Genomic DNA, 26,938 nt, shown 5'->3' with positions numbered 1-26,938 from the left:
CTCGGAAACACCAGTGCGTCGGTCAACAAATCTGCGGCATAAACTGCCGCAGATTTGAAAACACTGTCATTCGTAGACGCGCTGATCCTCGATCACCAGCCCGTCCTTGGGCAGCGACCCCGGAGCCACCACCTCGATCGCGCCTTTCAGCTTCAGCACTTCGGCAACCGACTTGGCATAGGCCATGTCATCACTGCGTGGGCTTTCGATCTGGACCGTCATTGTGTCCATCTCTCCCTGCCGCGCTGCGATGACGCGGGCTTTGACGATCTCTTCGTGCTTGTCGACCAATGCCGCAACCTGTTCCGGGCGCACGAACATCCCCTTGATCTTTGTGGTCTGATCGGCACGACCCATCCAGCCCTTGATCCGGGTATTTGTTCGCCCGCAAGGCGAAACGCCAGGCATGACTGCCGAAAGATCACCTGTTGCAAAGCGGATCAGCGGATAATCGGGGTTCAGAGAGGTCACAACAACCTCGCCCACCTCGCCCGGTGCGACTGGCGTTCCGGTACCGGGGGTCACGATTTCGACGATCACATGCTCGTCGATGATCATCCCCTCCATCGCGGCGCTTTCATAGGCGATATTGCCCAGATCCGCCGTCGCATAGCATTGCAGGCACGAGATGCCCCGGTCCGCATATTCCTGACGCAGCGACGGGAACAACGCGCCGCCACCGACGGCAGCTTTTGAAAAGCTCAGGGACACGCCCATTTCATCAGCCTTGTCCAGAATGACCTTCAGATAATCCGGTGTGCCCGCATAAGCGGTACAGCCGACGTCGCGCGCCGCTGTCACCTGCAGTTCTGTCTGTCCGGTTCCCGCTGGCAGAACGGCGGCCCCAACAGCGCGCGCACCGTTTTCAAAAATCATGCCCGCCGGTGTCAGGTGATAGCCAAAGCAGTTCTGAACAATATCACCTGCACCAACGCCCGCTGCATTCAAAAACCGGCCCATACGCCACCAGTCATGATCTGTGCTGCCCGGCTCATAAATCGGTCCGGGGGATTGAAACACATGGTGAAAATGCCGCGCGGGTTTCACGGTGAACCCGCCAAAGGGGGGCCGATCCGCCTGAGCGCGAGTCAGATCGGACTTGCGCAACACCGGCAGCACGGGCAGATCTTCGACAGAAGTAACTTTGTTAGTGTCTAATTCTGACAGGTATGCCGCAAATCCCGGGGCAGACTTCGCCCGTTCGATCTGCTCCACAAGCGCTTTGGCCTGATCGGAGGCACGTTCGTCTGCCGAGCGTGTTTCGAGAGCGTCGAAAAAGGTCATCGCCATATCCTCCATCCGTTCACAACCACCGCTTGCGGCGGCGGTATGAGCGCACATCGCGAAAGCTTTTGCGCCCTTCATCGGACATGCCCAGATAAAATTCCTTCACATCCGGATTTTCGCGCAGATCGGCGGCAGGGCCGTCCATTACCACACGCCCGGATTCCAGAATGTAACCGTAATGGGCAAACCTCAGAGCCACATTGGTGTTCTGTTCGGCCAGCAGGAAGGACACTCCCTCTTTCTCGTTCAAGTCCTTCACAATGCCGAAAATCTCTTCGACCAGCTGCGGCGCCAAACCCATCGAGGGTTCATCCAGCAGGATCGTTTCGGGCCGCGACATCAGCGCCCGGCCCATTGCAACCATCTGTTGCTCACCCCCCGAGGTATAGCCTGCCTGCGACCGGCGGCGCTCCTTGAGGCGGGGGAAATAGGTGTAGACCAGATCAAGGTCCTGTTGAATGGCGGCCTTGCCGTCTTTGCGCGTATAGGCGCCCGTCAGCAGATTTTCCTCAACAGTCAGGTGTTCGAAACAATGGCGGCCCTCCATCACCTGGATGACGCCTTTTTCCACCAGATCGGCGGGATCGCTTTCATGCACGCTGGTGCCGCGATAGGTGATTGTACCCTTTGTGACCTCGCCGCGTTCGGAATGCAGCAGGTTCGACACCGCCTTGAGCGTCGTGGTCTTGCCCGCCCCATTGCCACCCAGCAGGGCCGTGATTCCGCCCTTGGGCACGGTCAGGCTGACGCCTTTCAGAACGAGGATCACGTGGTTGTAGATCACCTCGATATTGTTGACCTCCAGCAGGGTTTCCGCCTGAACTTCGGTGGTTTGGGCCGCATCCAGCATCTGCGCGTATCCTTGTGCGAGTGTGGGGTTCGGGGCGGCAACATATCGCCGCCCCGGTGTTTCAAAGCGCCTTAGTTGCAGCGCTCTGCAATGTTGTTTTCAGCCGCATAAGCTGCCGAGTCTTCGCTGATCAAAGCTCCGATCACTTCGGCATCCGTTGGTTTGAAATCCTGGATCTGGTTCCAGGTTCCTGTCGACGCATCCCATTGCACGACACCAACCAGACCCGGGCCACCGTGGTTTTCACAGCTGACCGAGAATTCGGGCCCGAACCCGGCCATGCCCAGACTTTCCATCTTGGCATTGGTGATCTCCAGCGCCTCCATGCCGTCGCGCATCATCGCTGGGGTGATGTCCGCCTCGCCGTGCATTTCCTGTGCGGTTTTGATCGCCTCGGCAGCCAGCATCGCGGCATAGAGACCACGGTTGTACTGAACTGCGCCCAGCTGATCACCGGCACCGGCAGCTTTGCCCGAGTCGACGACGTATTTCTTCAGATCGTCGTAAACCGGGTAATCAGACCCCAGACCGGTGAAGGTCAGTGCCTTGTAGCCAGTGGCTTTGTCACCCGCAGGCTCTACGTCGAATTCAGCGCCAGACCACCAGACACCGATGAAGTTCTCCATCGGGAAACGGATGTTGGCGGCCTCTTGTACCGCAACCTGGTTCATCACGCCCCAGCCCCACATGACCACATAATCGGGCTTTTCACGGCGGATTTGCAGCCATTGCGATTTCTGCTCCTGACCGGGGTGGTCCACCGGCAGCAGGGTCAGTTCATAGCCGTGCTTTTCGGCCAGCGTTTCCAACGTGCGGATCGGCTCTTTGCCATAGGCCGAGTTGTGGTAGACCAGCGCGATTTTCTTACCGCTCAAGTCCCCGCCGTTTTCGTCCAGCAGATAGTTGATCGCACCGGACGCACCGTTCCAGTAGTTGGCCGGATAGTTGAACACGTTGCTGAACACTTTGCCGTTTGCCGCCGAGGTACGGCCATAGCCCATCGTGTGCAGCGGGATGCCGTCGGCGGTGACTTTGGGGATCAGCTGATAGGTAATCCCGGTCGACAGCGGCTGATACACCAGCGCGCCTTCGCCCTTGGTCGATTCATAGCATTCCACGCCTTTTTCAGTGTTGTAGCCGGTCTCGCATTCGACCACGCGGACAGGAACGCCACCGATGCCGCCATCCCGTTCATTCAGCAGGGTAAAATAATCGTTATAGCCATCCGAGAACGGGATACCGCCCGCCGCGTAAGGTCCGGTGCGATAGCTGAGATCCGGGATCACCAGATCCGCCATCGCCGGCCCAGCGGCCATCAGCGCGCCCAGAGCCATGGTTGCCAGTGTCTTGTTCATCGGGTGTCTCCTCCCTTGATTGATCCGATGGTGATTTCGGGCGTTTGCACCCGTCTTTTTTGATTGGGCCTGTCCCTAGTGCGGGAACGGCCAGAGTCTGAGTTTTTCCTTCGCGACGCGCCACAGCTGCGCCAGACCATGCGGTTCGAGGATCAGGAACATGATAATCAACGCGCCTACGATCACGAGGTTCAGATGCGCCACGATGTCCGTGGGCCAACCCAGCAGGTCGACGCCAATCAGCTTCAGCACAACAGGCAACAATACGAGGAAAGCAGCCCCCGCGAAAGATCCGAAAATAGACCCTAATCCACCGATAATGACCATGAACAGCACGAGGAATGATTTCTGGATGCCAAAGACCTCACCCACTTCGACCGCGCCCAGATAAACCGCAAAGAACAACGCCCCGGCCACGCCCACGAAAAAGGAACTGACGGCAAAGGCGGTCAGCTTGGCCTTGAGTGGGTTCACCCCGATGATCTCGGCCGCGATATCCATGTCGCGGATCGCCATCCAGGTCCGCCCCGTGGTGCCTCGCGTCAGGTTGCGTGCGAGGATGGCGCAGACTGTCAGGAAGATCAGGCAGAACAGATAGGTCGCCCATGCCGGAGCATTGGGGCCGGTGATGATAATACCGAACACATCCCGTTCCGGCGCGTTGATCTGACCCGAGGCTGAATAGTTGTAAAACCACGGTACCCGGTTGAACAGCCACACAAGGAAAAACTGCGCCGCCAGCGTCGCCACGGCCAAATAGAACCCCTTGATCCGAAGGCTCGGTAGACCGAACAACACGCCTACTAAGGCCGTGATACCGCCGGCAAGGATCACGTGGATGAACATGCTGACATCGGGAAAAGCAGTCATCAGCTTGTAGCAGGCATAGGCCCCAACGGCCATGAACCCACCGGTGCCCAGCGAAACCTGCCCGCAATAGCCCACCAGAATGTTCAGTCCGATCGCCGCGATTGCGTAAATCAGAAATGGCAATAGCAGCGCGTTGGCCCAATAGTCGTTGATCAGGAACGGTATGATCCCGAACGCAACTGCCAGCACCACATAGTAACGATACCGGTCGAACTTGATCGGGAAAGTCTGGCTGTCATCCACGTAGGAGGTTTTGAAATCTCCGGCCTCACGATAGAACATGTCTTACTTTCCCCATTCTTCCTGCGCCCGGTTCCGGGCCGCGGCGTCCAGTTGATTGGACCCTTTGGCATATCCGCTCGCCTCTGAGGCGCGCACGAGTTTCAGGTAGGCCAGGATGCCCATGACCAGTCCGGCAAAGGCCAGGATCGCAGCGATAGTCAGTTGGCTTGGGCTCAGATCATCCGAGGTCAGGGCGATGTACCCAAACGCCCAGAACCCGGCCCACGCGATGACGTTTATGATGGCGATCAGCTTGGTCATGCCTACACCCTCTCGATGATCTTCTCACCGAACAGACCCTGCGGTCGGAACACCAGAAAGATCAGCGCAAGTACGTAGGCAAACCAGTTCTCGGTCGCGCCGCCCACCATCGGGCCGATGGCGAACTCGAACAGCTTCTCGCCCACACCGATGATCAGCCCGCCGACGATGGCGCCGGGGATCGAGGTGAACCCGCCCAGCATCAGCACCGGCAGCGCCTTTAGCGCGATCAGCGACAGCGAGAACTGAACGCCCGACTTGGTGCCCCACATGATCCCCGCGACCAGCGCAACGAAACCCGCCACCGACCAGACCATGATCCAGATGAAGTTCAGCGAGATGCCAACCGACAGCGCCGCCTGATGGTCATCCGCCACCGCACGCATCGCCCGGCCTTGCTTGGTGTACTGGCTGAACGCGACCAGAGCAGCCACCAACAGGGCAGCGATGATCGTCGCCACAATATCCAGATTGTCGATGAAGAAACCGTAGCCGAAGATGTTATAGGTGCTTTCATCAATCCACAGGTTGATGCCCTGCGGCAGACCCACGTTCAGCGTCTTGATCTCGGATCCCCACATCAGGTCGGCGACGCCTTCAAGGAAATAGGCCAGCCCGATGGTCGCCATGAACAGGATGATCGGCTCCTGCCCGACCAGATGCCGCATGACGAACCGCTGCACGGCCCACGCCAGCAGGACCATCACCGCCATGGTCAGAAGGATCGCCAGCAACGCCGGGACGTTCCAACCGAAATAGTGGATATGCGTGCCGAATATGGCATTGATCAGATGCGAAAACGGCACCTGTCCGTTCATGATCCCAACCAAAGTCATGGCCGCGAAGAGCGCCATAACCCCTTGGGCGTAGTTGAAAATCCCTGACGCTTTGTAGATCAGCACAAAGCCCAGCGCGACAAGTGCATACAGCACCCCGGCCATCAGACCGTTGAGGATGACCTCCATCGCGAATACGAGTTGTTCAGGCATGCCAGCCCCTCCCCAATTCTGCCCGGACCTCAGTCATGCGACACCCCCAGATAGGCGTCGATGACTTCCTGATTGCTGCGCACCTCGTCCGGGGTGCCGTCACCAATCTTGCGGCCATAATCCATCACCACTACGCGGTCGCTCAGATCCATGACGACGCCCATATCGTGCTCGATCAGGGCAATGGTGGTCCCGAACTCGTCATTCACGTCGAGGATAAAGCGGCTCATGTCCTCTTTCTCTTCGACATTCATCCCGGCCATCGGTTCATCCAGCAGCAGCAGCTTGGGTTCCGCCGCCAGCGCGCGAGCCAGTTCGACGCGTTTCTTCAGGCCATACGGTAGGCGCGAGACCGGCGTTTTGCGGATGTGCTGGATTTCCAGAAAATCGATGATCTTCTCGACCGCCTCGCGGTTTTCAACCTCTTCCGCCTCGGCCTTTCCCTTCCACAATGCCTGCTGAAAGATGTTGGTCTTCATATAGTTCAACCGCCCGGTCATGACGTTATCCAGAACACTCATGCCTTCGAACAAGGCGATGTTCTGAAACGTCCGGGCGATGCCCTGCCGCGCAACTTCATAAGGCCGCATCGGCGGGCGTTTCGCCCCATGGAACCAGACCTCGCCCTCCTGCGGGACATAAAACCCCGAGATCACGTTAAGCATCGAGGACTTGCCCGCCCCGTTCGGCCCAATGATCGCCCGGATCTCACCCTCACGAATGTCGAACGAGATATCCTTGATCGCCACCACGCCGCCAAAACGCAGGGTGATATTCTTCATCTCCATCACCACGCCGCCGATCTTGCGGCCGTCTTCGGTGACATATCCTTCGGAACTATCCAGCATCAGAACCTCCCTGACACGAAAACGGGATGGCGGGCGGGGCGATGACCGCAAGTCGAGCGGCGCGCGTCATTCCGCCGCCACCTTGTGCTGCGCGACCGCCACTACCGGCGCATCCACAATCTCCAACGTCGCCGAAATCGAGCCCTTGCGACCATCTTCATAGGTCACTTCAGTGGTGGTCGAGACACTCTCGGACCCGTCATAAAGCGCGGCGATGATGTCGCTGAATTTGTCCTCGACAAATCCACGTCGGACCTTGCGGGTCCGGGTCATCTCACCGTCATCTGCATCCAGCTCTTTATGCAGCACCACAAAGCGGTGGACCTGACAACCAGAGAGCATTTCATCGGCCGCAACCGACTTGTTGACTGCCTCCACATGGCCACGAATCGTCTCTAACACGCGGGGATGTCCCGCCAGTTCCTGATAGGACGCATAGGCGACGTTGTTGCGCTCGGCCCAGTTGCCCACCGCCGTCAGGTCGATATTGATGAAGGCGACACAGCGATCTTTGCCGTTGCCGAACAGCACGACCTCAAGGATGTCGGGATAGAACTTCAGCTTATTCTCGACATATTTCGGAGCGAACATCGAGCCGTCAGCCATTTTGCCAACATCCTTGGCGCGGTCGATGATCCGAAGATGGCCCGAGCCTTCTTCGATGAAACCGGCATCCCCGGTGGCCACCCAACCCTCGGCATCTTTGGTCGAAGCCGTGGAATCTGGGTTGTTGTAATATTCGACAAACACACCGGGCGAGCGGTAGTGGATTTCACCGCTATCGTCGATCTTCAGCTCAACATCTGGCGCGGGTACGCCCACGGTGTCGGCCCGAACCTCTCCGTCCGGCTGCACGGTGATGAACACCGTTGCCTCAGTCTGACCATAAAGCTGTTTCAGGTTGATGCCCAACGAGCGGTAGAAATCGAAAATCTCAGGCCCGATTGCCTCACCCGCCGTATAACCCACACGGAACCGGCCATAGCCCAGCGTATCCTTAAGCGGTCCATAGACCAGCAAATTGCCCAGCGCGTATTTCAGCTTGTCGCCAAAGCCAACTGGCTTGCCGTCCAGCAACAGGCCGCCAACTTTCTTGGCATGCGCCATGAAGTGGTGGAACATACGCTGCTTCAGCTTGCCCGCGTCCTCCATCCGGATCATCACGTTGGTCAGCTGCGTCTCGAACACGCGCGGCGGAGCGAAGAAATAGGTCGGCCCGATCTCGCGCAGGTCGGTCATCATCGTGTCGGCGCTTTCGGGACAGTTCACGCAGAACCCGCACCAATAGGCCTGTCCGATGGAGAAGATGAAATCGCCCACCCACGCCATCGGCAGGTAGGACAGGATGTCCTCATTCCGTGTCAGATGGTCGAAATCGGCCGAGTTCTTAGCGCTTTCAATGACGTTGCGGTTCGACAGCACCACGCCCTTGGGCTTGCCCGTTGTGCCCGAGGTATAGAGCATCACGCAGGTTTCGTCATAGGTGATCGCAGCGATACGCTTATCCAGTTCGGCATCAAACCGCGCGTGACCGGCGCTGCCCTCGGCCATGATGTCCTCAAGCGCGTTCATCTGCGAATGATCATACTTCCGCATCCCGCGCTTGTCGGTGTAGAGGATGTGTTTGACCTGATGCAGGTTTTCCTGAATCTCGATGACCTTGTCGACCTGCTCCTGGTCGCCGCAGACGACATATTTTGCGCCGCAATGTTCCAGCACATAGGCCATCTCTTCCGCGACCGAGTCCTGATACAGAGGCACCGGAACCGCGCCGACCATCTGGGCCGCGACCATCGACCAGTAATGCGCCGGACGGTTGCGGCCTATGACGGCGATATGGTCGCCCTTTTCGACACCGAGCTCCAGAAACCCCAACGCAATGGCGCGGATTTCCTTGGCGGCTTCCGCCCAGGTCCAGCATTGCCAGATCCCGAATTCCTTTTCCCGATAGGCCGGGGCGTCCCCGAACTGCGTCGCGTTACGGTGTAGCAGCGCCGGAAGGGAGGCCATCCCTTCAGCGCCCGACTGCGTCTGAGCCAATCTCTCTCTCCTCCCCATCCGGCCCCTCCCCGGGCCGGAAATGGCGGGTCCGGGTTGTATCCCCGGACGCCAATGCCCCAATTAGGAGCATCGACACGATCAGCGTCAAGTTTTGCCTGATGTTTTCTCAATTCTTACGAATTGTAACAGGCGCAGGAAGAGGAAGAGGATGTGTCGATCTGTACAAGATGTACATGTCGCGCAATTGAACGGTTCGGTTGAGGTTGTGGGTCCCGCGAATTGAGAAGAAAAACGAATTCAAGAGATCGCCAATAACGCCACTCTACTTCGCCCAAACAGCCTCAGAATACCGCCTTTGAAACCCGTCTACCTTACGACAGTTCCTGCTTCTTTTTTCGCAATGGAAGCTGGACATTGCCGATCATCTGTTCAATGTGAGGTAACTTGCAAATTACTTGAGGACAGTAGCGTGGGACTCAGGCGATATTTCAGACGGCACTTTTGCCCGCAAACTCCAACTCCAACTCCAACGCAATCTCCAACGCTGGTTCAAGTGTACCAACCCGGGGCCGGGCATCCACTTTATAACTTTGTGTGCGAATTTCCGGCCATGGACGTACTTCGCGAATTCGCAGAGCCTAATCCAGAGGCAAAAGACGGGTTGGTGACCAACTTCCTTGGCGTCAGAATTGAGCCTCGCGTGATGCCGAGCCTTCTGGATCCAAAGGCAGGCACGGTAGAACCGATCCCGGATCCGGGCAACTGGCATGCCGATATCGCAGAATGGGCGGGAGCACTTCTGTCCGTGAAAGAGGCCTCGGGTACCTACCGAATTATCGAGCTTGGCTGCGGTTGGGCGTGCTGGCTGAACAATATGGGATTCGCGGCCAAGAAAAGAGGCTTGAAGGTTGATTTGATCGGCATCGAAGGCGACGGCTCTCATTTGGCGAATGCCGAGCGCACGTTTCAGCTGAACGGCTTCAACCCGGACGAGTACCGCCTTGTCAACGGAGTTGCCGCCAGCCAAGAAGGTATCGCGCTTTTCCCCAAATATGAGGGGGGGCACGAAAACTGGGGTGCCGAGCCGATTTTCTATCCGGACGAAAAGACTCTGGCCAATGCCCGTGCCAACGGCGACTACACGGAACTGAATTGTCACACGCTTGAATCCCTCTCGAATGGCGAAGCTGTCGATTTGCTGCATATCGACATTCAGGGCTCGGAGCTGGATTTTGTGCAGAGCAACTTCGACAGCATAGAAAAGCTTGTAAAACGCGTGTTCATCGGAACGCACTCGCGTTATCTTGAGGGCGCTTTGCAGAACTTTTTCCTGTCAAAGAGATGGAAGCTCGAGATGGATCGCCCTGTGATTCATAAGCTGATCAACGGGCACCCGCAGATCGAAACCGATGGCGTATTGCTGTTCAAAAACCCCAACTTTGACAAGCTGCCAATGCGTTGACTGAAGCGCATTTTGAGTTAGGCAACTGACGCTATTGGTGTTTGTGGCGGCGTGGGAATGTCGGGACAGTTGTTGATCTGTCCTTCATTTCCACGCCTTTGCTGAGCCTCATGGCCATATATTGACCGTCTGTTTTTTGCTGCTTCATCGGTTGGTACAGCGACGGCGGACGGCATGATAGAATTTAGGCCTGAATGTCACGGCACTAATAAGCGACATTAAGTCGTGCCAAAGCCGGTCGACGCTCTACTTTGAAACGGGTTGAGTTGACCATCTTCACCTACAACCAATCCCGTAAAATCGGGATCAGCGGCACATCCGCAGCGGGCATCGGATAATTCCGCAACTCATTCGCACGCGCCCATTTCAGCGCCTGTCCTTCTTTCGATTGCGGTATCCCCTCCCACTTGCGGCAGGCAAACAGTGGCATCAGCAGGTGGAAGTCGTCATAGCTGTGGCTGGCGAAGGTCAGGGGCGCAAGGCACGAGGCCCAGGTGTCGATGCCCAGTTCCTCATGCAATTCCCGGATCAAAGCGGCCTCGGGGGTCTCGCCGGGTTCGATTTTTCCGCCGGGGAATTCCCACAGACCGGCCATGGATTTGCCTTCGGGGCGTTGGGCCAGCAGGACGCGGCCCTCGATGTCGATCAGGGCGACGGCGGAAACAAGAACTGTTTTCACGAGCGGTAATCCGCGTTGATCTCGATATAGCCGTGGGTCAGATCGCAGGTCCAAACGGTAGATTGCCCCTCGCCCAGACCCAGATCGACAGCGATCACCAAATCCTGACCTTTCATATAGGCGGCTGCGTCTTCTTCGCGGTAATCGGGGCTGACCCAGCCATTTTCGGCCACCAGAATGTCACCGAAGGAAATGCTCAGCAGGTCACGATCAGCCGCCGCGCCTGATTTGCCGATGGCCATGACCACGCGGCCCCAGTTCGGGTCTTCGCCCGCGATGGCGGTCTTGATCAGTGGCGAGTTGGCAATGGCCAGTCCATGTACCTTGGCGTCCGCGTCCGTCGCGGCACCGGTCACGCGGATTTCCACGAATTTCGTGGCCCCTTCCCCGTCGCGCACAACCTGTTGCGCCAGATCCAGCATTACCGTTTCCAAAGCTTCCGCGAATGCCGCGTTGTCGGTTGAATCCACTCCGGACGCGCCAGTGGCGCAGAGCAGCAGGCTGTCTGAGGTCGAGGTGTCACTGTCCACGGTGATGCAGTTGAACGTGCGGTCCGTCTGCGCGCCAAGCATGGCTTGCAGCGCTGATTGTTCCACCTGCGCATCGGTGAAGATGTAGACCAACATCGTCGCCATGTCGGGCGCGATCATGCCGGACCCCTTGGCAATCCCCGCAATAGAGACTGTTTTGCCGTCAATCTCGACCTGCGCCGAGGCCCCTTTTGCGAAGGTATCGGTGGTCATGATCGCCCGCGCCGCGTCTTCGATGGCGTGGCGGCTGAGGCCGGATTTCAACGTCTCCAGCTGTGCGACGATACGGTCGTGGGGCAAAGGCTCGCCGATCACACCGGTCGAAGAGGTAAAGACCCGTTCAACCGGAACACCGGTGGCCTTGGAGACCGCCTGTGTCACCTCAGCCACTGAGGTTTGGCCGTAATGCCCGGTAAAGGCATTGGCGTTGCCCGAGTTCACAAGGATCGCCGCGGGCCCATCGCTGTTTCCGCCGATCTTGTCCTGACAATCCAGCACCGGCGCGGCCCGCGTGGCCGAACGGGTAAAGACACCAGCCACAGAGGTGCCCGGATCCAGAACGGCCAGCATCACATCGGTGCGGCCCTGATAGCGCACACCGGCCTCGACGGTGGCAAAACGCACACCGTCAATCGCGGGCAGATCAGGGAAAGACGCGGGCGCCAGCGGCGAAACCTTGGTGATTGTAGCCACGGGGGTTACTCCTGAATCAGGTCCAGTTGGCGCATGGCCTCGGGGCCGACACCTTCCAGGGCGGGGCGTTCGATCTGGGCCTGCTGAGTCAATTCGTCGATTCGCGCCTGAATGGCTTCCTGTTGGATGGTCTGGGCCAGCTCATCGCGCACGGCGTCCAGTTCAGGCGCTTCGGTTTTGCGCTTGTCGTTCAGCTTGACCACATGCCAGCCGAATTGGGTTTGAACCGGATCCGACACCTGCCCTTTTTCCAGCGCGATCACCGCACCCTCGAATTCGGGCACCATCTGGCCCTTGCCGAACCAACCCAGCGCGCCGCCATTGGGGCCCGAAGGCCCGGTCGATTTCTCGCGCGCCAGTTCGGCAAAATCGGCACCGTCATCCAGTTGCGTCTTGAGGTCTTTGGCCTCTTCTTCCGTCTCGACCAGAATATGGCTGGCGTCGAATTCGTCTTCGCCCGCGAATTCACTGAACTGCGCGTCATAGGCCGCCTGCACCGCCTCGTCCGTAACGGCGGTTTCGGTCAGGGCTGCAACTGACTGAACCGCTTGAAGCGACCGTTTCTCATTGTCGAGTGTCAGTTCGTTCTGTTTGTTCAGGCCATCCTGCTGTTGTCCCAGCAATTGCTGCTGGATCAGCTGTTCCAGCACGAAATCGAACAGAACATCATCCTCAACCTGCTGGTATTGCGGTGGCAAGTTGGCAACCGTGGCGATCATGTGACCCAATGTGATTTCATCGCCGTTCACACGCGCCACAACCGTAGATGCATCCGGCTGGGTTTCGGCGGCCAGCGGCAGTGCCATCACGGCGGTCAGGGCCAGCGATGGCAGAAAAGTGAGGCCTTTGGGCATTGAATCATCCTATTTCCTTGCCGCGACAGGGCGCAGCGTTGACACTCTGGAACCTGCCGCTTACATCGCTTTGAAGCCTTGGACAGGGCCGCCTTTCACCCCCCGTATCTATGGGTTGCGCGCAAGGTGGGCAAGCCTGTCGCAACCAAGACAAGAACAGATCCGCTGGAGTGAACATGCTGGGACTCGGAACGCTCGCCAAAAAGGTGTTCGGAACACCGAACGACCGCAAGATCAAGGCGACCCGCCCGCTGATCGAAAAGATCAACGCGTTGGAGCCCGAGTTCGAGAAACTGTCCGACGCAGGCCTGATCGAAAAGACCGAAGAGCTGCGCAAACGCGCGCTGGATGGCGAAAGCCTGGACGCGCTGCTGCCGGAAGCCTTTGCCAACGTCCGCGAAGGCGCCAAGCGCGCATTGGGTCTGCGAGCGTTCGACGTGCAGCTGATGGGCGGTGCCTTCCTGCATCAGGGCAACATCTCGGAAATGAAAACGGGTGAGGGCAAGACGCTGGTCGCCACCTTCCCCGCCTATCTGAACGCGCTGACCGGCAAGGGCGTGCATGTGGTGACGGTGAACGAATACCTGGCCAAGCGCGACTCGGAATGGATGGGCAAGGTGTTTGCCGCCGTGGGCATGACCACCGGCGTGATCTGGTCCGGTCAGCCAGATGATGAGAAACTGGCCGCCTACAAGTGCGACATCACCTATGCCACAAACAACGAACTGGGTTTCGACTATCTGCGCGACAACATGAAGGCGGATCTGGAGCAGGTTTACCAGAAACACCATAATTTCGCGATTGTGGACGAGGTCGACTCGATCCTGATCGATGAGGCGCGGACACCGCTGATCATCTCGGGGCCGTCACAGGACCGCTCGGATCTGTATACCGCCATCGATGCGCTGATCCCGTCGCTGAGCGATGAACATTTCACGCTGGACGAAAAGTCCCGCAGTGTAACCTTCACCGACGAAGGCAACGAATTTCTTGAGGCGCAGTTGATTCAGGCGGGCCTGATCCCCGAAGGTCATTCTCTGTACGATCCGGAAAGCACCACGGTCGTGCACCACGTGAACCAGGGTCTGCGCGCGCATAAACTGTTCCAGCGTGACAAGGACTACATCGTCCGCGATGGCAATGTCGTACTGATCGACGAATTCACCGGCCGGATGATGCCGGGCCGCCGCCTGTCCGAGGGCCTGCATCAGGCCATCGAAGCTAAGGAAGGTGTTCCGATCCAGCCCGAAAACGTGACGCTGGCCAGCGTGACGTTCCAGAACTATTTCCGCCTTTACGACAAGCTGGGAGGCATGACCGGGACCGCCCTGACCGAGGCCGAAGAATTCCTGGAAATCTACGGTCTTGGCGTGGTCGAGGTTCCGACCAACAAGCCGATTGCCCGTCTGGACGAGGATGATCAGGTCTATCGCACCGCGGTGGAGAAATACGGCGCGATGATCCGCGAAACTCAGGAGGCGCAGGAAAAAGGCCAGCCGGTTCTGTTGGGCACCACATCGATCGAGAAATCGGAATTGCTGAGCCAGATGCTGACCAAGGAAGGCATTCAGCACAACGTTCTGAACGCCCGTCAGCACGAGCAAGAGGCGCAGATCGTTGCCGATGCGGGCCGTCTGGGTGCGGTGACCATCGCCACCAACATGGCCGGTCGCGGCACCGACATTCAGCTGGGCGGCAATGTAGAAATGAAGGTTCTGCAGGCGCTGGCAGAAAACCCCGAGGCTGATCCGTCAGAACTGCGGGCCGCGGAAGAGGCGCGCCATGCCGAAGAAAAAGACAAGGTTCTAGCTGCGGGTGGTCTGTACGTAATGGCGTCGGAACGCCACGAAAGCCGCCGCATCGACAACCAGCTGCGCGGCCGTTCGGGCCGTCAGGGCGATCCGGGCCGCACCGTGTTCTACCTGAGCCTCGAAGACGACCTGATGCGCATCTTTGGCTCGGAACGTCTGGACAAGGTGTTGACCACGCTGGGCATGAAAGAGGGCGAGGCGATCATCCACCCCTGGGTGAACAAGTCGCTGGAACGTGCGCAATCCAAGGTCGAAGGTCGCAACTTTGACATGCGCAAGAACGTTCTGAAATTTGACGACGTGATGAACGATCAGCGTAAGGTGATCTTTAGCCAGCGTCGCGAAATCATGTCGGCCAATGACCTGTCCGAGATCGTCTCGGACATGCGCGAACAAGTGATCGACGACCTGATCGACGAATACATGCCGCCGAAATCCTATGCGGATCAGTGGGATACCGACGGTCTGCATGAGGCGATCAAGGACAAGCTGACCATTGATGCGCCGGTTCAGGACTGGGCCGCCGAGGAAGGCGTGGATGACGAGCAGGTGCGCGAGCGTCTGGTCAAGGCCGCGGATGAGATGATGGCGCAGAAGGCCGTCGCCTTTGGCCCGGAAAACATGCGCAACATCGAAAAGCAGGTGCTGCTGCAGACCATCGACAGCAAATGGCGCGAGCATCTTCTGACGCTGGAACATCTGCGTTCGGTTGTGGGCTTCCGGGGATACGCCCAGCGCGATCCGCTGAACGAATACAAGAATGAAAGCTTCCAACTGTTCGAAGGAATGCTGGACAGCTTGCGCGAAACCGTGACACAGCAATTGTCGCGTGTGCGACCGCTGACCGAGGAAGAGCAGAAAGAAATGCTTGCCCAGATGGCCGCGCAACAGGCGCAGGCGCAGCAGGCGGTGGACAAGGCCGCCGGTCAGGCCGAAGCAAAGGCAGAAGCTGCGGCATCGGGCGACGCGCTTCCGGGGTTTGACGAAAACGATCCGTCAACCTGGGGCAATCCATCGCGCAATGACCTCTGCCCCTGCGGGTCCGGCAAGAAGTTCAAACACTGTCACGGTCGGCTGACCTAACGTCATCCTCAGACATCACAATGTGTTCGTCTCGCGGCCACAAATTGGCCGCGATTCGTAGCGAGAGTGCGACTCGCTCCTTCAACTGGGGAGGGTGTCTTGTTTGTAGTTCGAAACTACGTGACCATGTGCGGAACGGTCGCTTGTGCGTTGGGCATAGGCTATCTGATGCAAAACGGATCAACTGCGCAGCCTGCCAGCGCGCAGAACAGTGTCGATGTTGCGTCGGCAACCGAGCAGACTTCGGTTCTGTCCGGGCTGGATAGTATCGTTCTGACTTCCGCCACTGCGTCTGACGCGACTCCGGGTCATACAGCGCCCGTGACCCGCGCGAATCCAGCGACCCCCAAAATTACGGATTGCAGCATCAGCGCACGCGCTGTTGCGGTTCCCGGCGCAATGGCGCGTCTGTCAATCAAAGCCCCGTGCCACAAGAGCAAGCGTGTCGAAGTTCATCACAGCGGTCTGACGGTAAGCCAGAACACCGACGATTCCGGTGCTCTGAGCGTGACGATCCCGGCCCTTTCGGAATATGCGATTTTCCTGATTTCATTCGAAGATGAAACCGGCACAGTCGCCACCACTCACGTAACCGATATTGCCGAATATGACCGCGTTGCCTTGCAATGGCAGGGTGATACCGAATTGCAGATCCATGCTCTGGAATTTGGGGCAAGCTATGGCACAGACGGCCATGTGTGGGATGATGCCTCAGCACAAGGCGCAGGAGAGGTTGTGCGTCTGGGCCAGTCCGGGCTGGGTGAGGCGCAGAATATCGAAGTGTATTCCTTCCCGGCGGGTACGTCGGATCAGTCCGGCACAATCGATCTGACCGTCGAGGCCGAGGTCACCAAGGCAAATTGCGGCCACACTCTGAACGTGCAGGCATTGGAACTAATGTCGGATCGCCGCCTGCGGTCGCGCGACATGTCATTGAGCCTGCCGGATTGTTCACAGGCCGGTGAGTTTCTGGTGTTGAATAATCTGCTCTCAGACCTGACAATTGCGGCAAAGTAATCCGCAGCAGGCAGGCTCGACTCTCTTATGACATTTTTCCGTGCGGCGAAGGCCGCGCTGTTTTCAGTTGCATTTGCTACCGGCGCTGTGGCGCAGGACATCACACTGACCTCGCATGACGGCAAGGTCGAAGTGACCGGCAACCTGCTGGGTTTTGACGGCGAATTCTACCGCGTCGATACTCAGTTTGGTGAGTTGACCGTGGATGGCTCGGGCGTCACCTGCGATGGACCGGCTTGCCCCAGCCTGACAGATTTCGTGGCCGAGTTGCGGTTTTCCGGGTCTTCCGTGATGGCCGAAACGGTCTTGCCCGCCCTGATCATCGGATTTGCACGGCAGGAGGGACTGACCGCATCACCTGCCCGCGTGGATTCGGATACCTTTGTCTATGAATTGCATCAGGCAGGCAGGCAGGCCCCATTGGCGCGGTTCTTCTTTGACGTCGGCACGACGGACCGCGGCTTTGCCGACCTGATCAAAGATCAGACGGATATCGTAATGGCCCTGCGCGAGGTTCGCGAGACTGAACAGGAGGCAGCTGAGACCGCCGGGCTGGGCGACCTGAAACGCACGCGACGATCCAGAGTCGTTGCATTGGACGCTATGGTCCCGGTGGTTGCACCGGACAGTGTGATGCGTCAAATCTCGCTCGCCGATTTGGCGCGCATTCTGTCTGGTGAAATAAGTAACTGGGTTGAACTGGGTGGACCGGACGCCCCAATCGCCTTGCATATGCCGGATCCAGGGTCAGGGCTTGCGCAGGCGGTCGAGGATCAGGTTTTGAATACTGCCGGTGTGGAACTGGCCGAAACCGCGATCCGTCATGGCCGCACGCGCGATCTGGTCAAGGCCGTGGCCAAGGACCCGTTTTCCATCGGTATCGCCAGCAAGGCGTCGGCGGATACCACCCGGCCTTTGCCCTTGACCGGCGGCTGCGGGCATCCGCTTGCTGCGACCCGTCAATCGATCAAGACCGAGGACTATCCGCTGAACTTGCCGATGTTCCTCTATCTGCCTGAACGCCGCCTGCCTCGGATCGCACGGCAGTTTCTGGCCTATAGCCTGGGTTCCGAAGCCCAGATGGCAATTCGTGACGCAGGTTATGTAGACCAATCGCCCGAAACCATGCCCGTTGCTGTGCAAGGCGACAGGCTTGCCAACGCTGTCACCACCGGCGGGTCCGAGGTTGGGCTGGAGGAGCTTCAGCGCATGGTCAACACACTGCGTCCGCTATCTCGCTTGTCCCTGTCGGTCCGGTTCGAGCCAGGATCGTCCCGACCGGATGCGCAGTCGCGTTCCAACATTCAACAGCTGGCGCATATGCTAGAAGCCGGAACACTGAAAGCACGCAAATTGGTGTTCGCCGGTTTCAGCGACGGTGACGGAGGGGCCGCCACAAATGCCCGCATCGCCCTGCGGCGCGCGCAAACCGTTCGGAACGCGGTATTGGCTGCGGCTGAAACATCGATCCCCGACAGCATTGAGGTCTCGGCCGAAGGGTTTGGCGAAGCGATGCCCATGGCCTGCGACGACACCGAATGGGGCCGCAAGGTCAATCGAAGGGTCGAGATCTGGGTGCAGTAATCGCTACAAATACCCTTCGGACCGAAAGCTCAGCTCGGTCGATTTTCCAATGATCAGATGATCGTGCAGGGTCAGACCCAGCGCTGAACAGGCGTCCTGAATACGGTTGGTCATGTCGATATCCGACTGTGAAGGTGTCGGATCGCCGGATGGGTGATTGTGCACCAGAATGAGGGCCGAGGCATTCAGCTCCAACGCCCGTTTGGCAACTTCGCGCGGGTAGACCGGCACGTGGTCCACGGTACCCTTGGCCTGTTCCTCATCCGCGATCAGCACGTTCTTGCGATCCAGATAGAACACGCGAAACTGTTCGATCTCACGATGCGCCATTGTGGTGTGACAATAGTCCAGCAGTGCGTCCCAGCCCGAGATCACATGCCGCTGCATCACCCGTGCACGAGCCATGCGATGCGCACAGGCTTCGAGGATTTTGAGGTCCGTGATCACAGTATCACCCACGCCCTTGATCTGGCGCAGCCGCTCCTCGGGCGCGGTCAGGACGCGGTTGAAATCGCCGAACGCATCCATCAGCGCGCGGGCCAGCGGCTTTACGTCCTGCCGCGGGATCGACCGGAACAGCACCAGTTCCAGCAGTTCGTAATCCGGCATCGCCGCCGACCCGCCAGACATGAACCTTTCGCGCAGCCGCTTACGGTGGTCTTTGATGTAGGAGGGTAACCGACCAGAGGGCAGCGGCTGCGCTGGCGCTTCGTCCGTGTCAAACAGCATCGGGGCTTCGGCAAAGGCGTCCTGTGTCATGGCTCTACCCTGACGCAGAATCGGTTTCTGATTGGTTAACGCGTCTCACCTGCCATGCGCGCAGTCGCGCGGCGAACTACCAGATGCAGCAGGATCGAAAACACGCCGAGTGTCAGCATCGCCGCAAACATCAGGTCGGTCTTGGCGCGGCCATTGGCCAGCAGCATCAGATAGCCCAACCCCTGTGACGACCCCACCCATTCGCCGATTACCGCCCCGATCGGCGCATACACCGCCGCCAGCCTCATCCCCGAAGCCAGCGAGGGCAAAGCAGCCGGAATGCGGATATGCCACAGCACCGCGCGCCGACTGGCCTGCATCGTGCGCGCCAGATCGAGATACCCCGCAGGTGTCCGCATCAACCCGTCGAAAAAGGACGAGGTGATCGGGAAATAGATGATCAGCACCGCCATCGCGACCTTGGACCAGAGCCCATAGCCCAGCCACAGGGTCAGCAGCGGTGCCAGCGCGAACACCGGCAGCGCCTGCGTGAATACCAGCATCGGCTGCACCAGAACCCGCGCGGCACGGGAATTGGCCAGTTGCAGCGCGGTGATCACCCCCAGAACGGTGCCGCAGGCAAGGCCGATGACCACTTCGACCGCCGTGATCCATGTGTGTTCTGCGATGATCCAACGGTTCTGCCACCAGGTCTCGGCCACGATGGCAGGCCCCGGCAGGATGAATTTCGGCAATCCGGTCAGGGTGACGATGCTCTGCCAGATGGCAACGGCGAACAGGGTCGCGGCGAGGGCGGACAGGTACTTCATGCCGCCTCCTCGCGCAGAAGCCGCAGCAGCGCGCCTTGTGTCTCGAGCGTTTCCAGATCGTCCACCTTGCGTGGGGCTGGTGCATGCGGCGGCTGGCACGGGGTCAACCCGTGCTGGGTCATGACCACGATGGACTGCCCCAACCGCGCGGCCTCGCCCGGGTCATGGGTGACCAGCAAAACGGTACGGCCTTGCAACGCTTCGGCGGCCAGGTCCTGCATGTCTGCGCGAGTGCGAGCGTCGAGGGCCGAGAACGGCTCGTCCAGCAACACGATGGGGCGGTCCTCCATCAGCGTGCGCGCCAATGCCACGCGCTGACGTTGACCGCCTGACAGTTCGGCGGGCTTCTTGCCCATGTGATCCTGAAGGCGCATCCGTTCGATCAGACGATCGCGGCGCGCAAGATCGGGCTTTTGCCTCCGCAGTCGCGCGCCCAATGAGACATTCTGCGCCACGGTGGCCCAGGGCAGCAGCAGGTCATCCTGCGCCATATAGGCAACGCGTTGATGCACCGGCTGGCGGTCACTGGCAGTGATCTCTCCGTCAAATACCGCGCCGGTTTCCAGCCCGGCGATCAGACGCAGAACAGTTGTTTTACCCACGCCCGACCCGCCCAGCAGACACGTCCACTGCCCGGCCCCAAGGGTCAGGGTCAACGGCGCGAACAATGTCGCGCCGCCAATCGTGGCCGAGCCGCTGATGGTTAGATCGGGCGCAGGGGTCATGGGGTCAGGCCCATTTGCCAGAAATTGACTTCCAGCTCGGTTGCGGTGCAGAAAGTCTGGCACAAGCGATCCCAACGGGGGGAGGCTTCGAAATCGGCGCCAATACGTCGAGTTAGAGCCGAATCGAGCAACTCTCCAACCGCTTTGCAGCCCGCTTGGTAATCGTTACCTGCATAGGTGTCGATCCAGTCGCGATAGGTTTCCGAGGTCGCCTCGGACGCCAAACGGGTACCGATTTCACCATAGCCCATGACACAAGGGGCCAGCGCCGCCAGAAGGTTCAGCAGATCGCCGCTGTACCCGGCTTCCAGCACAAAGCGGGTATAGGCGAGGTTCTCGGCCCGTTCCGGCGTGGCGAACAGCTGGTCCTGCGGGATACCAGCGGCTTCGCAGACGCCGATATGCAGCTTCATTTCTTCGCTGATCAGCCCGTTCACCGTGCGCGCGGAGGCCAACATTTCCTCATGCGTTTCCGATTTCACCACCGCCAGCGCCCAGGCGCGGGAGAAGTGGATCAGGAACACATAGTCCTGCCGCAGGTAATGCAGGAACGCCTCGTGCGGTAGGGTGCCATCCTTGAGGCCTTCGACAAAGCCGTGGCGGGTGTAATCCCGCCACGGCCCTTGCGCCGCATCGCGCATCAGCGCGAAAGCTCTGCCGTAATCGCTCATTGCGCGGTCACGTCGATTGCGATGTCGCTGACCGGCAAGATGCTGTCGATCATGCCGCTGTCGTTCAGGAACGCTTCGAACCTGGCATAGCGACCGGCCTCAAGACCCGCCGGGCGCAGTGCAAAGCGCGGCAGCGTGTCGACCCAGGCGCGGGCGTTCAGTTCATCCTGCAGTTCAGGCGAGGTGCCAGAGAAGATCTCCCAGCTTTTTTCCGGATTGTTGACGATGTACTGCGTCGCCTTTTCGGTCGCAGCAAGGAAGCGTGTAACCTTGTCGATGTCCATGGTGTCGGGGTTGGCGACATAGATCAGCTCGTCATAGGCGGGCACGCCCTCTTCTTCGATATAGAAGCAGGTACCGGGATGGTTTTCGATATCCATCTGGTTCAGTTCAAAGTTGCGATACGCCCCGATCACCGCGTCCACCTGACCGGTGATCAGCGACGGCGAGAGCGAGAAATTGACGTTGATCAGCTCAACATCATCCAGTTTGACGTCATATTTGCCCAGAACGGTGCTCAGAACCGCCTCTTCAACACCAGCAACCGAGAAACCGATTTTCTTGCCCTTGAGGTCTGCCGGCGATTTGATCGGGCCGTCCTTCAGAACCAGCAGGCAGTTCAGTGGCGTGGCGACCAGCGTGCCGACGCGCTTCAGCGGCAGGCCTTCGTGGATTTGCAGATGCAATTGCGGCTGATAGGACACGGCCAGATCAGCCTGACCGGCAGCCACCAGACGCGGCGGGGCGGACGGATCGGCGGGCGGGACAATCTCGACCTCAAGCCCCTGCTCGGCGAAATAGCCGTTTTCCTGCGCCACGATGATCGGGCCGTGGTCAGGGTTGATGAACCAGTCCAGCAGGACGGTCATCTTGTCTTCGGCCCAGGCAGGCGCGGCGGCCAGCAGGGCAATCGCTGTCATCAGCTTTTTCATGTCTCGCAATTCCTTCTGTTCACGAGGTTGAGGCCGCGACGAGGACAATCTCGCCCGGCCAATCCGGTTGAATTTGTTCGGCCGCACGCCAGGCGCGCAGGCCCGTGGCACAACAAAGTGCCAGTCTTTGGCCTTTGTTAGGCTCTGATTTCACGGCTTTCGACTGGATACGGCGCGCGTTGGGGTGAATGGGGTCCGGGGCCTCGTCCGGGCTGCGCAGCTCGACGATCAGATCATCTGGGGTCAGCTGACTGGCCGCGACAAAGGCAAAGTGATGTGTGGGTTCCGGGGCATCGTCAAAGCGGAACGTGGTGCTGCGCAGGGTTCGGGCGTCATATTGCACCATCTGCCCCAGCGGCGAAGGTTCAAGACCAAGGATCAGGTTCAGCGCCATCTGTGCCTGCAACGCGCCGATCACGCCGACAACCGGGCCCAGCACCCCCGCAGTGGCACAGCTTGCGCCGCTGTCAGGCGCGTCCGGGAACACCGCCCGCAGCGACGGCGCACCGCCGCAGAATCCGCCCACATAGCCCGACAGGCCCAGAACCGAGGCGCTGATCAGCGGTTTGCCCAGAGCAAGGCAGGTGTCCGACAGCGTATAGCTGGCCGCATAACTGTCAGCGCAGTCCAGCACGATGTCCGCCTGACCAACAAAATCCGCCGCGTTTTCGTTTGTTAGAGCCTGTTCCAAGGCCGTTACAGTGATTTCACTGTTCAACGCGCGGCAGCGATCTGCCGCAGCCTGGGCCTTGGGGCGGCCGCAATCTTTTTCGTCAAACAACGTCTGCCGGTGCAAGTTGGACAAGGCGATCTTGTCCCGGTCCATGATGGTCAGGTGGCCGACCCCAGCCCCGGCGAGCAACGGCAAAGCCGGGGCCGCAAGCCCACCGGCACCCACCACCAGAACCCGCGCCGCGGACAGGCGCGCCTGACCGGCAGCACCGACTTCGGGCAGGATCATCTGGCGGGCATAGCGGCTCATCTGGTGGCCTCGATCCAGGCGCGCACCCGTGCTTCGGGGTCGGGGTTCAGGGTGATGTCGGTGACGGCTGAGACGATATCGGCCCCGGCCTGCAACACGCCCGGCGCGCGTTCGACACTCATCCCGCCGATGCCAACCAGAGGGATTTCACCCACACGTGCCTTCCATTCGGTGACGCGCGGCAAGCCCTGCTGTTCCCATATCATCTTCTTCAGGATCGTCGGATAAACCGGCCCCAGCGCCACATAATCCGGGTCCATGGCCAGAACCCTCTCAAGCTCATCATCGTCATGGGTCGAGACGCCCAGCTTCAGCCCCGCCTTGCGGATGGCTTTCAGATCGGCGTCGTCCAGATCCTCCTGCCCCAGGTGAATCCAGTCGCAGCCCGCATCCATTGCCGCCTGCCAATAGTCGTTGATGACCAGAACCGCACCATGCGCCTGGCAAAGATCACGGGAAATGGCGATCTGCTCGCGCACCGCGGCATCGGGTTGGTCCTTGATCCGCAGCTGCACCAGTTTCACGCCCAATGGCAGCATCCGGCGCAGCCAGTCCGAGTGGTCGAAGATCGGATAAAACCGGTCAAGGGTCATGACAGGAACGCCTTTCCGATAACAGGGGTCGAAGGTTCGGCCATATCCCGCGCTTCGATCGGGTCGGCCTGATGGGCCAGTTGCCCGGCCTCGATCGCCCGCATCATCGCCCGCGCCATCGCCACTGGATCACCCGCCCGTGCCACGGCGGTGTTCAGCAGAACCGCGTCATAACCCAGCTCCATCGCGCGCGCGGCATGGCTGGGCAGGCCGATTCCTGCATCGATCACCAGCGGCACGTCCGGAAACTCGGCCCGCATCGCGCGCAGGGCGTATTCGTTGTTCAGGCCACGCCCCGACCCGATGGGCGCACCCCAGGGCATCAGCACCTCACACCCGGCGGCCAGCAAGCGTTCACCCACGATCAGATCGTCGGTTGTGTAGGGGAAGACTTCAAAACCGTCCTCGGTCAGGATGCGGGCGGCTTCGACCAGTTGGAACACATCCGGTTGCAGGCTGTCGGTGTGGCCGATCAGTTCCAACTTGATCCATTTGGTGTCAAACACCTCGCGCGCCATATGGGCGGTGGTGACGGCCTCTTTCACAGTGTGGCAACCAGCGGTGTTGGGCAGAATCAGAACGCCCAACTCGCGGATCATCTGCCAAAAGGTCTGCCCTGCCCCGGATTCCCGCCGCAGGGACACGGTGGCCACCCCGGCCCGACTGTCACGAAAGGCCTTCTCCAGAATGGCCGGGCTGGGATATTGCGCGGTACCCAGCATCAGCGGGTTGGGCAGTTCCGTTCCGTAAAACATCTTCATCCTCAGCCCCCTTGCATCGGCGCGACGACCTCGACCCGGTCGCCTTCGGTCAGTTTGTGGGCGATGCGCAGGCTTGAGGGCACGAAGTCCTCGTTCACGGCAGTGGCAACGCGGCCTGAAAAGCCGCATTCCTCCAGCAAATCCGACAGGGTTTCGGCGCGCACGTCGCGCGTCTCGCCGTTAAGCACGATCTTCATCGACCATCTCCGAATGTTTGTTGTCCAGCGCCAGATCGGCCACGCCCTGCGCCAGCGCAGGCGCCAGCAGATAGCCATGGCGATAGAGTCCGTTGGCATAGATCGTCCGGCCCAGCCGCCGGATACGCGGCAGGTTGTCCGGGAAGGCGGGACGCAGATCGACGCCGATTTCCAACACCTCAGCCTCGCCAAAGGCCGGGTTCAACGCATAAGCGGCGCTGAGCAGTTCCAGCATCGAACGAGCGGTGATGCGGCTGCTGTCTTCGGATTCGATCATCGTCGCACCCAGCATATAAATGCCATCCCCGCGCGGCACGATGTACAGCGGCATGCGCGGATGCAGCAGGCGTACAGGCCGGGTCAGCGTCACGTCGCGGCAGCGGATCACCAACATTTCACCTTTGACGCCGCGCAGATCATGCAGCACCTCACGCGCGTGCAGCCCCCGACAGTCGATGGCGTTTTCCAGTTGGGCCGGAGCGAGTTTTCGGTGAAACTCCACACCCTGATCCAGAAGCTGACGGTACAGGTCCTGCAGGGCCTGACGAGGGTCCAGATGCGCCTCGGCGCTGAAATGCAGACCTTTGCTGAAATCGTGTAGATCAGGCTCTAATTTGGCGATTTCGCCTTGGCTAACCTCTGAAAACCCTTCGGTCCGGCGGGCAAAACGCCGCAGATCGGGCAGGTCGCGGGAATTGGCAACCACCAGCGTGCCGCGCCTGTGAACCGGCGTGCGTGCGGCCCACCAGTCAATGGCGGTCTGACCAAGGCGCAGCACCGGTTCTTCGGCATTTTCATACTCGCACCACGGTGCCAGCATTCCACCCGCCCACCAGGAACACCCGTGCGGGCCCGGAGGGCCACCGGGGTCGAACACCTGCACCTTCGCCCCACGCGCCACAAGCTCTGACGCGACCGCCAATCCGGCGACGCCGGCGCCTATGACCGACCAGATCGTCACGCGGACCAGACCCGATGGAAGTGATGCACCGGCCCATGGCCGTGTCCGACCTTCAGGTCATCGGCCTGCGCAATTGCACCCTGCAAAAAGTCATGCGCCTGCGCCACTGCCTCGGTCAGAGGCAGGCCCTTGGCCAACCCGGCCGCGATTGAGGACGACAATGTACATCCTGTTCCATGGGTGTTTCGGGTAGGCAGGCGCGGAGCCGTGAACTTGGCCACCAGACCGGCTGGGTCGATCAGCAGGTCCTGACAGATGTCCCCCTTGCCGTGACCGCCTTTCATCAAGACCGAAGATGCGCCCAGGTCGCACAGGGCGTGTCCCTGTTCGATCATCTCTTCGGCGTTATCCGCCGGATGAGTGTCCAACAGACAGGCGGCCTCAGGTAAATTGGGTGTCAGTACGGTTGCACGGGGAACCAAAACCTCCCGCAAGGTTTGCACCGCCTCTTCGGCCAACAGGGCATCACCTGATTTGGCAATCATTACAGGGTCCAGAACGATGGGGCCGGTGTAATCTGCAATACTGTCCGCGACACTCTGGATGATGTCCGGCGTTGCCAGCATGCCGATCTTGATCGCCCGCACATCCAGATCACTCAGAACCGCCATGATCTGAGCCGCAATCACATCCAACGGTATTCCGTGCACCGCCGTCACAGCACATGTGTTCTGGGCCGTCACAGCCGTGATTGCACTGGCCCCAAAAACGCCCAAGGCGGACATGGCTTTGAGGTCGGCCTGTATGCCCGCCCCGCCGCCGCTATCCGACCCTGCAATCGTCAAGGCAATAGGTGCCATAGGGTTGCTCCACTTCATCTTGGGCAACCGGGCATGGAAAACGTCTGTTCAACATAAGACCGTTCCCTACGCCGGTACTGCCCGGATCAGGTTCGATGGGTTAGCGCATGCGCACCTCTCAGCCCCCAAAAGCAGGGCACCCCAACGGTTGGCGCGGACAATCTCAGGCGTGACACGAAAAATCAAGGTGGAATCTGAGCTGATTAAGGCCAGCCAGACCGCATAAATAAGGCCAATTCCCAGGTGGAGAATGAGGGAGTTTGCGAGGCTCTGCCTCGCGCTCCGGGATATTTATGGCCAGATGAATACAGGATCCCTTGCTTCATCTGGC

At 59.6% G+C, this 26,938-nt stretch carries 26 protein-coding genes and 1 riboswitch; of the genes, 4 read left to right on the top strand and 22 right to left on the bottom strand.

Annotated elements, in window-relative coordinates; translation table 11 throughout:
* Positions 1 to 66: 66 nt before the first annotated feature.
* The 8 genes from ACR0LF_RS12260 to ACR0LF_RS12225 form a co-directional block, all read right to left on the bottom strand.
* On the bottom strand, positions 67 to 1,284 hold the full coding sequence (locus ACR0LF_RS12260) for a phenylacetate--CoA ligase family protein (RefSeq protein ID WP_480577606.1): 1,218 nt from the start codon (positions 1,282 to 1,284) through the stop codon (positions 67 to 69).
* A gap of 19 nt (positions 1,285 to 1,303) precedes the next feature.
* Positions 1,304 to 2,137 carry an ABC transporter ATP-binding protein gene (locus ACR0LF_RS12255; RefSeq protein ID WP_480577603.1) on the bottom strand — a complete coding sequence of 278 codons (834 nt, stop codon included), beginning with the start codon at positions 2,135 to 2,137 and terminating at the stop codon, positions 1,304 to 1,306.
* A gap of 71 nt (positions 2,138 to 2,208) precedes the next feature.
* Entirely contained in the window at positions 2,209 to 3,492 is a 1,284-nt protein-coding gene (locus tag ACR0LF_RS12250; protein WP_480577600.1) for an ABC transporter substrate-binding protein, read from the bottom strand.
* 75 nt (positions 3,493 to 3,567) lie between these two features.
* Positions 3,568 to 4,644, bottom strand: a complete 1,077-nt coding sequence (locus tag ACR0LF_RS12245; protein ID WP_480577597.1) for a branched-chain amino acid ABC transporter permease — start codon at positions 4,642 to 4,644, stop codon at positions 3,568 to 3,570.
* Between the two features lie 3 nt (positions 4,645 to 4,647).
* Positions 4,648 to 4,905 carry a hypothetical protein gene (locus ACR0LF_RS12240; protein ID WP_480577594.1) on the bottom strand — a complete coding sequence of 86 codons (258 nt, stop codon included), beginning with the start codon at positions 4,903 to 4,905 and terminating at the stop codon, positions 4,648 to 4,650.
* Positions 4,906 to 4,907: 2 nt separating this feature from the next.
* Positions 4,908 to 5,894, bottom strand: a complete 987-nt coding sequence (locus tag ACR0LF_RS12235) for a branched-chain amino acid ABC transporter permease (protein ID WP_480577591.1) — start codon at positions 5,892 to 5,894, stop codon at positions 4,908 to 4,910.
* A gap of 29 nt (positions 5,895 to 5,923) precedes the next feature.
* Positions 5,924 to 6,742 (bottom strand): ABC transporter ATP-binding protein, encoded by an 819-nt coding sequence (locus ACR0LF_RS12230; RefSeq protein WP_480577588.1) that lies wholly within the window; start codon positions 6,740 to 6,742, stop codon positions 5,924 to 5,926.
* 66 nt (positions 6,743 to 6,808) lie between these two features.
* Complete coding sequence (locus ACR0LF_RS12225; RefSeq protein WP_480578052.1) at positions 6,809 to 8,752, bottom strand: AMP-binding protein; 1,944 nt, start codon at positions 8,750 to 8,752, stop codon at positions 6,809 to 6,811.
* Positions 8,753 to 9,098: 346 nt separating this feature from the next.
* Here ACR0LF_RS12225 and ACR0LF_RS12220 point away from each other — a divergent pair, with 346 nt between their 5' ends.
* On the top strand, positions 9,099 to 10,205 hold the full coding sequence (locus ACR0LF_RS12220; RefSeq protein WP_480577585.1) for a class I SAM-dependent methyltransferase: 1,107 nt from the start codon (positions 9,099 to 9,101) through the stop codon (positions 10,203 to 10,205).
* Positions 10,206 to 10,485: 280 nt separating this feature from the next.
* On the opposite strand, the gene mutT is transcribed toward ACR0LF_RS12220, so the two are convergent.
* From mutT to ACR0LF_RS12205, 3 genes are read right to left on the bottom strand one after another with little or no spacing between them, the layout of a single operon-like run.
* Complete coding sequence (gene mutT / locus ACR0LF_RS12215) at positions 10,486 to 10,884, bottom strand: 8-oxo-dGTP diphosphatase MutT (protein ID WP_170404924.1); 399 nt, start codon at positions 10,882 to 10,884, stop codon at positions 10,486 to 10,488.
* Complete coding sequence (argJ, locus tag ACR0LF_RS12210; RefSeq protein WP_480577582.1) at positions 10,881 to 12,107, bottom strand: bifunctional glutamate N-acetyltransferase/amino-acid acetyltransferase ArgJ; 1,227 nt, start codon at positions 12,105 to 12,107, stop codon at positions 10,881 to 10,883. Before argJ ends, mutT begins: the two co-directional genes overlap by 4 nt.
* A 5-nt stretch (positions 12,108 to 12,112) precedes the next feature.
* Positions 12,113 to 12,961, bottom strand: coding sequence for a peptidylprolyl isomerase (locus ACR0LF_RS12205; RefSeq protein WP_480577579.1), 849 nt, complete (start codon positions 12,959 to 12,961; stop codon positions 12,113 to 12,115).
* 176 nt (positions 12,962 to 13,137) lie between these two features.
* Between ACR0LF_RS12205 and secA the strand changes: the two genes are divergently transcribed.
* The 3 genes from secA (at position 13,138) to ACR0LF_RS12190 (ending at position 18,456) form a co-directional block, all read left to right on the top strand.
* Positions 13,138 to 15,855: a preprotein translocase subunit SecA gene (gene secA, locus ACR0LF_RS12200; protein ID WP_480577576.1), complete on the top strand. Its 2,718-nt coding sequence runs from the start codon at positions 13,138 to 13,140 to the stop codon at positions 15,853 to 15,855.
* Between the two features lie 99 nt (positions 15,856 to 15,954).
* Positions 15,955 to 16,872, top strand: coding sequence for a hypothetical protein (locus tag ACR0LF_RS12195; protein ID WP_480577573.1), 918 nt, complete (start codon positions 15,955 to 15,957; stop codon positions 16,870 to 16,872).
* Between the two features lie 27 nt (positions 16,873 to 16,899).
* Positions 16,900 to 18,456 carry a phosphate ABC transporter substrate-binding/OmpA family protein gene (locus ACR0LF_RS12190; protein WP_480577570.1) on the top strand — a complete coding sequence of 519 codons (1,557 nt, stop codon included), beginning with the start codon at positions 16,900 to 16,902 and terminating at the stop codon, positions 18,454 to 18,456.
* A gap of 3 nt (positions 18,457 to 18,459) precedes the next feature.
* Here the strand turns inward: ACR0LF_RS12190 and radC are convergent, their stop codons facing one another.
* Genes radC through thiD form a run of 11 tightly spaced genes read right to left on the bottom strand, consistent with a single transcriptional unit; the run spans position 18,460 to position 26,607 of the window.
* The gene (gene radC / locus ACR0LF_RS12185; protein ID WP_480577566.1) at positions 18,460 to 19,215 is read right to left on the bottom strand and encodes a RadC family protein; all 756 of its coding nucleotides are present in this window, start codon (positions 19,213 to 19,215) and stop codon (positions 18,460 to 18,462) included.
* A 35-nt stretch (positions 19,216 to 19,250) separates the two neighbouring features.
* Entirely contained in the window at positions 19,251 to 19,985 is a 735-nt protein-coding gene (locus tag ACR0LF_RS12180) for an ABC transporter permease (protein ID WP_480577563.1), read from the bottom strand.
* Positions 19,982 to 20,710: an ABC transporter ATP-binding protein gene (locus tag ACR0LF_RS12175; protein WP_480577560.1), complete on the bottom strand. Its 729-nt coding sequence runs from the start codon at positions 20,708 to 20,710 to the stop codon at positions 19,982 to 19,984. Before ACR0LF_RS12175 ends, ACR0LF_RS12180 begins: the two co-directional genes overlap by 4 nt.
* Positions 20,707 to 21,381, bottom strand: coding sequence for a thiaminase II (gene tenA, locus ACR0LF_RS12170; protein WP_480577557.1), 675 nt, complete (start codon positions 21,379 to 21,381; stop codon positions 20,707 to 20,709). Before tenA ends, ACR0LF_RS12175 begins: the two co-directional genes overlap by 4 nt.
* On the bottom strand, positions 21,378 to 22,313 hold the full coding sequence (locus ACR0LF_RS12165) for an ABC transporter substrate-binding protein (protein WP_480577554.1): 936 nt from the start codon (positions 22,311 to 22,313) through the stop codon (positions 21,378 to 21,380). The genes tenA and ACR0LF_RS12165 overlap by 4 nt, the downstream gene beginning before the upstream one ends.
* Before the next feature lie 19 nt (positions 22,314 to 22,332).
* Positions 22,333 to 23,295, bottom strand: a complete 963-nt coding sequence (locus ACR0LF_RS12160) for a ThiF family adenylyltransferase (protein WP_480577551.1) — start codon at positions 23,293 to 23,295, stop codon at positions 22,333 to 22,335.
* The gene (locus ACR0LF_RS12155) at positions 23,292 to 23,888 is read right to left on the bottom strand and encodes a thiamine phosphate synthase (protein ID WP_480577548.1); all 597 of its coding nucleotides are present in this window, start codon (positions 23,886 to 23,888) and stop codon (positions 23,292 to 23,294) included. The genes ACR0LF_RS12160 and ACR0LF_RS12155 overlap by 4 nt, the downstream gene beginning before the upstream one ends.
* Positions 23,885 to 24,649, bottom strand: a complete 765-nt coding sequence (locus tag ACR0LF_RS12150) for a thiazole synthase (RefSeq protein ID WP_480577545.1) — start codon at positions 24,647 to 24,649, stop codon at positions 23,885 to 23,887. Before ACR0LF_RS12150 ends, ACR0LF_RS12155 begins: the two co-directional genes overlap by 4 nt.
* 2 nt (positions 24,650 to 24,651) lie before the next feature.
* Positions 24,652 to 24,846 (bottom strand): sulfur carrier protein ThiS, encoded by a 195-nt coding sequence (thiS, locus tag ACR0LF_RS12145; RefSeq protein WP_480577542.1) that lies wholly within the window; start codon positions 24,844 to 24,846, stop codon positions 24,652 to 24,654.
* The gene (locus ACR0LF_RS12140) at positions 24,830 to 25,807 is read right to left on the bottom strand and encodes an FAD-dependent oxidoreductase (RefSeq protein ID WP_480577539.1); all 978 of its coding nucleotides are present in this window, start codon (positions 25,805 to 25,807) and stop codon (positions 24,830 to 24,832) included. Before ACR0LF_RS12140 ends, thiS begins: the two co-directional genes overlap by 17 nt.
* Positions 25,804 to 26,607 (bottom strand): bifunctional hydroxymethylpyrimidine kinase/phosphomethylpyrimidine kinase, encoded by an 804-nt coding sequence (gene thiD / locus ACR0LF_RS12135; protein ID WP_480577536.1) that lies wholly within the window; start codon positions 26,605 to 26,607, stop codon positions 25,804 to 25,806. The genes ACR0LF_RS12140 and thiD overlap by 4 nt, the downstream gene beginning before the upstream one ends.
* Positions 26,608 to 26,653: 46 nt before the next feature.
* Positions 26,654 to 26,761: riboswitch (TPP riboswitch) on the bottom strand.
* Between the last annotated feature and the right edge of the window lie 177 nt (positions 26,762 to 26,938).

The sequence above is a fragment of the Ruegeria sp. E8 genome, from assembly GCF_056533985.1.
The sequence above is the reverse complement of the archived record's forward strand: the minus strand, read 5'-3'. Positions and strand labels throughout refer to the sequence as shown.